This window comes from Psychromonas sp. (assembly GCF_983033635.1).
This window is the reverse complement of record NZ_CEZLMY010000181.1, coordinates 1,037-6,749: the sequence shown is the minus strand read 5'-3', so window position 1 is coordinate 6,749 and position 5,713 is coordinate 1,037. Positions and strand designations below refer to the sequence as shown.

Below are 5,713 nucleotides of genomic sequence, written 5' to 3'. Positions count from 1 at the left end.
TTCATCCATTTTTCCTGCGCCTAAATAGATCATCTAATTAGTGGAATTGGTATAACTAACAAGACCAATAAACAATACTTGAGTATAATGCTAAGATATTGCTTTTATTTCCCAGCAAGGATGTTTATGGACAGTGTTAACAGCTATATTTTTGCGCGTGCAGTGCATATTTTTGCCGTTGTATTTTGGATTGGTGGCGTCGCGTTTGTTAGCACAATTTTAATCCCCTCTTTAAAACAGATTCCTGATATCAATAACCGCTTGGCGCTGTTTGAAAAACTTGAAGGCAAATTTGCCATTCAAGCGCGAATTACCACATTATTAACCTTTATCTCGGGTATCTATCTGATTGACGTGATGCAGATCTGGTATCGATTTTTACTTTGGGAATTTTGGTGGATGCACTTGATGGTCATTGTTTGGCTGTTGTTTACCTTGGTACTGTTTGTATTGGAACCCTGGTTTTTACATGATTGGTTTAGAAAACAAGCATTAGCAAACAGTGCAAAGACGTTTAGAAAATTACATCTTATGCATATTGTATTGCTAACGATAAGTATTATTACGCTGGTCGGTGCGATGTTTGGTGCTCATGGCTATCGATTTTAATCGTTTATCTGTCACTGCATGAAATGATACAAATAACATTATTTCCCGAAAACTGGAAGCAGGGCATTGTTATGGAGTTACATAAAAAGCGTTCAGCTTCATCTCTAAGTGAGCTGAAATAGAAAGCAAGCTCGTATCTAACCCCAATTCCCTGTTCGACAAATACTGCAAATGATTGATACATTCGAGCATGGTAGTTCCAGCGGAACTCCATTGCTTTTAGCTGTGGGTTGTATACTGAGGTGTATAACGTGCCGAAGTTATTTTGATAATCAGATGCAAATAATGGGGCGTATTCAAAACCGTCTATAAATGATTCTATAGTGGTAACAGGATCGTATAGTCGGTCTACCTGGTCGTATATTTACGCGCGAGCAGCTTATGCAGAATATGTATTCTGACCATCGTATCGTTAATAATAGAACCATTGACAGTCACATCAAAAAGCTGCGAAGAAAATTGACCGATATCAGTCAGGGTAAAGATTTTATTCAATCAGTTTACGGTGCAGGTTACCGTCTGGTTTTACAATAAATAACCCTGTAAATATTTCATTAGTCATGTGTCATTTCTGTTTTAGTAGATTTTACTGAAATGACACAGATTTTTGAACACTACCCATTAATACATTAGAGCTTTTATTTTTTATTAATTACCACCTTCCTCATTTCTTGCATATTGTTTGCAATTTCTGTTGTTAATCTTACGGTGAATGTTTAGAACTACAGGAGAAAGGTATGAGTATTCATTCCAATGTAATGATTGCCATAACTATGAGCTTAGTCCTTTCTAGCTAAGTTTATGCACAAGACAATCAGCAAGCTAAGGGTAAAAAACCTCCTCGCCCAAGTTTTACCTCGATAGACGCCAATGCTGACGGAGAAATTGATTTTGATGAGTTTTCTTTACAAGAGTTGCCTCATGGTGATCATCAGACGGTTTTTGCAGATATAGATACAGACAGTGATGATGTGCTCAGCAATCAAGAGTATCAGGATCACAAGCCACCTTGCCCCCTAAAGGAATTAATATGATTAACTCAATCAATTCATCTTTGTCTATACCGCCATCACGTTCGGAACAAGCATTAAGCGCAGAACAGCAGACATTAATATCAGATACTTTAGCTGAGTTTGATCCTGAAAATTTAACTGAAGCAGATGCTTTAAGCATAGTGGAAACATTTTCTGAAGGAGGAATTAAGCCGGGTGCAGGTCTTGGAGATGCTATGTCTGAACTTGGTTTTGATGCACAAACTATTGGTGATTTAGTTAATAATGAAGGCGAAAGAGGCAGACCAGCTCCACCTCCTCTGCCAGCTCAAAGCTCTGTAGAAATTAGTTCGATGGTAAGTTATTTGGGGGAACTCTTAGAAGAAAAGCTTGCGTCCAGCGATCAAGCTAATCTCAGCGATCAGGATAGGCAGGCTATCTATTCTCAAGTTATGGAAGAGTTTGGTCTAGAAGAAAGGGATTCGATTATCAATACAACTGCATAATTTGTGACACTGTAAATAATTCTGTGTAACTGTGGTTTTTAAACCTAGTCTTTAAGACGGTCTTCAAACGCAATCATAAAGCGATTTAAGGCCGTTTTCCAATTTCTAATCGGTAGAAATTATTGGACACCCAGTGCGCCGTGATAAATCGCTAGAAGATTAAAAGGTTTATCATTTATATTCCTAACGATTGGTGTGCCCGTATTGTCGCCCAATCACAGGCAAAGATCATCTGGTTGTCGGTTTAAAGGTAATCCAGCAGAATATCGTCATACAGGGTCTTGCCGAACACTCCCGGCAATGACTTGATCCGATCGATCGCTTTTTGTAGCTTCTCGACCAGGGCGTCGTCAACGTCGCGGCTGAAGGCGTAATAGAGATCCGCTTCGTCGAGTTCATAGACCACCTCGAAGTTTGCATTATCCAGTCCGGCATTGTGAATATACCAGCGCGCCACCGGCTTCCCATAAGCCAGAAGCTGGATACGATCCCGCTCCAACAGCTTTACCAGCGCCTCCCCTCGGGAAGAGCGAACCACCCGGATCCCATCGCCCCCCAGACGAAGCATCATCAGTTCAGCGACATCGTGACGGATTACCCCAACGGTATAACGGTTTATATCCTGAGGGATGGAGATCACTATCTTGCTCGACTTCTTGGCGAACAGCGCAACCCGATTTTTACAGATAGGCCCGGCCCACTTGAATAGTTTCTCTCGCTCAGGGGTACGGGTGGTTGCGAACAGGGAAATATTGGGGCCCTGCAAGGCCAGTGTGTAGCTCCGTGCCCAGGGCATCAGTCTGATATCCTTGCGCCGCACCGGAACAGGATCGTGCGCGGTGGCCGCTACCAGCAGATCGACCGCAATCCCCCGCAATACGCCGTCCTCCTCGAAGCTATAAGGCGGATAAGACTCGGTAATAAAGTTCAGATCGGCCACCGTCTGCCCCTCTTCGGCGGACAGGGTACTGAACCATAAACTCAAGCAAAGCCAGATCCACCCTGTTTTACACCCCATAGCATCTCCCTTTCATTCAGTGTAGAAGCTTGCCGTTGAGTTGCAAGTTCAAATGAAGGTGTGTTTTCGAGCTGGCTTAACTAGCACGCTTTTTCTGAAAGCGTGTACAAAGATCCAAACGTAATGAAGCTTTCAAATCTTGCACAACGCTCGTTTTCGGGAAAAAGCGAGCATAGTAGAGATCTACCTATTACGTTCAATAAATTAAGAAAAGGTGATTAGTTATACATTTCGTTGCCTAGCGCTTGGGGCACAAATTGCCTTAGGGAATCATTTATAATAGTGATTTTAGACTCAGACATCGTACATATTTTTATTGGTTGTCATCTATTGTAGATAAGGGAATCTACTGGACTCGTTGTCCCTGCGATTCTGCTTACAATGACATGTGTATACATTTCGATGGTACGTAAATCCGAGTGTCCTAATAATTACTGAACCGTACTAATATCAATTTCCTTTTGAATATACACATTCTTTATCACCATCACACCATTCAACAAAAGATCTACCAAAATTATCAGCAGGTACATACCCAGTCGCTGCTTAATATATTTTGCTAAAAGAACAGTAAACAGTTTCTATTGAGCTTTATGGTGCCCAAGAATGAGACTCAATGTGTTGTACAAAGTAATCTTCTAATTGGTCAGTTGATAAATGCTCTGGTGGGCAAACATAGTGTTGTGCAATTCAGCGCATTGCTCGCGAATAACCTTAAGAGTGTGTTTTACATCCGCTACTTTGCCAAAATCAAAGAAATGAGGGGCAACGGTGCAAAGTGTATTACTACTCAAATCAAAAAAGGGCTTTTATTCATCCTATATTTAATAGCATTGAAGAGATAAATATAGCTGTAGATGCTATTTCAGATATCTCCAAGAGAGCTCTTTGATGTTTTCATATATTCTTTTCTTTCTTCTCTAATAATTATGCTGTCTGGGCTTTAAAACAGCTTAAAAAGCTTGCTCTTGAGTACAATATTATACCTGTTCCGCGCGATATGATTTCAGACTGTGGCTAGAGCATCCGAGTCAATAGTCAATAGTCATTTGCTTGAGCAGGTCTCGTGGTTTTAGATGAGATGACCTGCGAGTATGATCGTACTGAATTATTTTATTTAGTACTTTCTTGATTTGATTTCAATTCATTCTGCCCATAAGGTCCTGGATGCCACTGATCATGTTGACCCTGACCCTGTAGCGATTGAATTTATCTGGGGAAACTAAATTTTTTTCATAACCAACATTGAAGGCATAGACAAGTTTGAGATTCTTTCTCTCATTTAGTGGCTCTAGGTAACTTTCATTATTGTCTAAGACTAGTGGAGTTGAGTTTGGTAATTTGTAATAGAGCAGAACAATATGATCTTGATCTGACGGGAGTGTTTTTCCATAGGCAAGCATTAATTTGCTCGAATCGACACCAAGATCTATCAGGTGAAACATTTTTGCAATGGCAAAGTCTTCACAATCTCCACCACCATTAGTAACGAACTCTTTAGGAGTTGCCCAGTAGTTCTTTTTTTTCCACACATTAATATCTTTTAAATATTGAAAGCGATTAAAGTATCTATTAACAGATTGAACCTTTTCGATTTCAGCTAGATCGCGGTAGCCTTCCATCTCAAATTTTGTCGAGATAACTCTTCGTTGTGACATTTCACTATTTTGTGAAAATTGATGTGAATGCCCTGTGATTGTGAAGAGGGTGATAAATATAAAAATTACTGTTTTCATTATCCACTTTTGTTAGCTGTTTAAAGCATTAATAGTATTTTTGCGCACGTGTCACCACAACGCCCGTAAAAGAGGCAAGGGTAAACAATCGTCGGCGACAGGGCAGAAAAACAGCTGTCGATGAATTGGGCACATAGATTAAAGCGGCTTTTTTAACATTGATATTGAAATTTGCAAAGCAATTTTGTCAAATTAAGAGATTTGTTTTCAAGTTAAATTAAATATATGCAATGTGCGTCAAGTCGGCTTCAAACAAACATATCGTATTTAGCTAGCAAGTGTTCAAGCGGGCATCAGGATTTTTTATCAAAAGAGTGTCCGAAAATTGAAAGTACAGTCGCACATTGCGGATTCGGCGAAACACCTGATTAATGTACACGCAGAGTCTAAAGAGCCAAGGGATCATCCTACTGAAGGAGCGATTGTGAGTTAGCTTTCTATGTCGGAAAGGGCATAAAACGAGCGTGGGAATTTCTGATAATGGTTGAACTGTTCTCGGAAAGTATGCTCGCTTGAATTTTCACTATCTGACCACTTTGCTGCACGAAGTGCCTTAGAAATTCAAACATCTAAGTGAATATAACAATCTTCAATTATCTAACTTTATTGGAAAGATTTGCAGTCCGCTTTTTATATTCCACTTCATAACGCCATACAAACACAAGTGGCAACATATTTTGTTAGTAGCTGAAAAAAGTGCAGTGGTAATTATTGTTATATAGCGATGGCTCACGTTTTTATCGAAAACAGCGCATCTTAGCTAGTCTGAAAAGCTGCTTTTTCAAAGCTTATAAAACTCCCAACCTGTTATTACGTGATTATTATTGAAGTGCAACTCGCCATGAAAGCCTG

At 40.0% G+C, this 5,713-nt stretch carries 5 protein-coding genes; 3 read left to right on the top strand and 2 right to left on the bottom strand.

Annotated elements, in window-relative coordinates:
- The first annotated feature begins 126 nt into the window (after nucleotides 1–126).
- From AC4GME_RS16175 to AC4GME_RS16165, 3 genes are all read left to right on the top strand, one after another.
- Nucleotides 127–609, top strand: coding sequence for a hypothetical protein (locus tag AC4GME_RS16175; RefSeq protein WP_490379767.1), 483 nt, complete (start codon nucleotides 127–129; stop codon nucleotides 607–609).
- 339 nt (nucleotides 610–948) lie between these two features.
- Nucleotides 949–1,143, top strand: coding sequence for a winged helix-turn-helix domain-containing protein (locus AC4GME_RS16170; RefSeq protein WP_490379768.1), 195 nt, complete (start codon nucleotides 949–951; stop codon nucleotides 1,141–1,143).
- A 496-nt stretch (nucleotides 1,144–1,639) separates the two neighbouring features.
- Nucleotides 1,640–2,107 carry a hypothetical protein gene (locus AC4GME_RS16165; protein ID WP_490378300.1) on the top strand — a complete coding sequence of 156 codons (468 nt, stop codon included), beginning with the start codon at nucleotides 1,640–1,642 and terminating at the stop codon, nucleotides 2,105–2,107.
- Nucleotides 2,108–2,351: 244 nt separating this feature from the next.
- Here the strand turns inward: AC4GME_RS16165 and AC4GME_RS16160 are convergent, their stop codons facing one another.
- Together AC4GME_RS16160 and AC4GME_RS16155 are read right to left on the bottom strand one after the other, a co-directional pair.
- Nucleotides 2,352–3,125 (bottom strand): substrate-binding periplasmic protein, encoded by a 774-nt coding sequence (locus AC4GME_RS16160; RefSeq protein ID WP_490378301.1) that lies wholly within the window; start codon nucleotides 3,123–3,125, stop codon nucleotides 2,352–2,354.
- Nucleotides 3,126–4,264: 1,139 nt separating this feature from the next.
- Complete coding sequence (locus AC4GME_RS16155; RefSeq protein WP_490378302.1) at nucleotides 4,265–4,861, bottom strand: transglutaminase-like cysteine peptidase; 597 nt, start codon at nucleotides 4,859–4,861, stop codon at nucleotides 4,265–4,267.
- Between the last annotated feature and the right edge of the window lie 852 nt (nucleotides 4,862–5,713).

Bases quoted from the DNA above. Each gene is read 5' to 3' on its own strand.
- AC4GME_RS16175 (WP_490379767.1), top strand. From the start codon at position 127: ATGGACAGTGTTAACAGCTATATTTTTGCGCGTGCAGTGCATATTTTT.
- AC4GME_RS16165 (WP_490378300.1), top strand. From the start codon at position 1,640: ATGATTAACTCAATCAATTCATCTTTGTCTATACCGCCATCACGTTCG.
- AC4GME_RS16160 (WP_490378301.1), bottom strand. From the start codon at position 3,125: ATGGGGTGTAAAACAGGGTGGATCTGGCTTTGCTTGAGTTTATGGTTC.
- AC4GME_RS16155 (WP_490378302.1), bottom strand. From the start codon at position 4,861: ATGAAAACAGTAATTTTTATATTTATCACCCTCTTCACAATCACAGGG.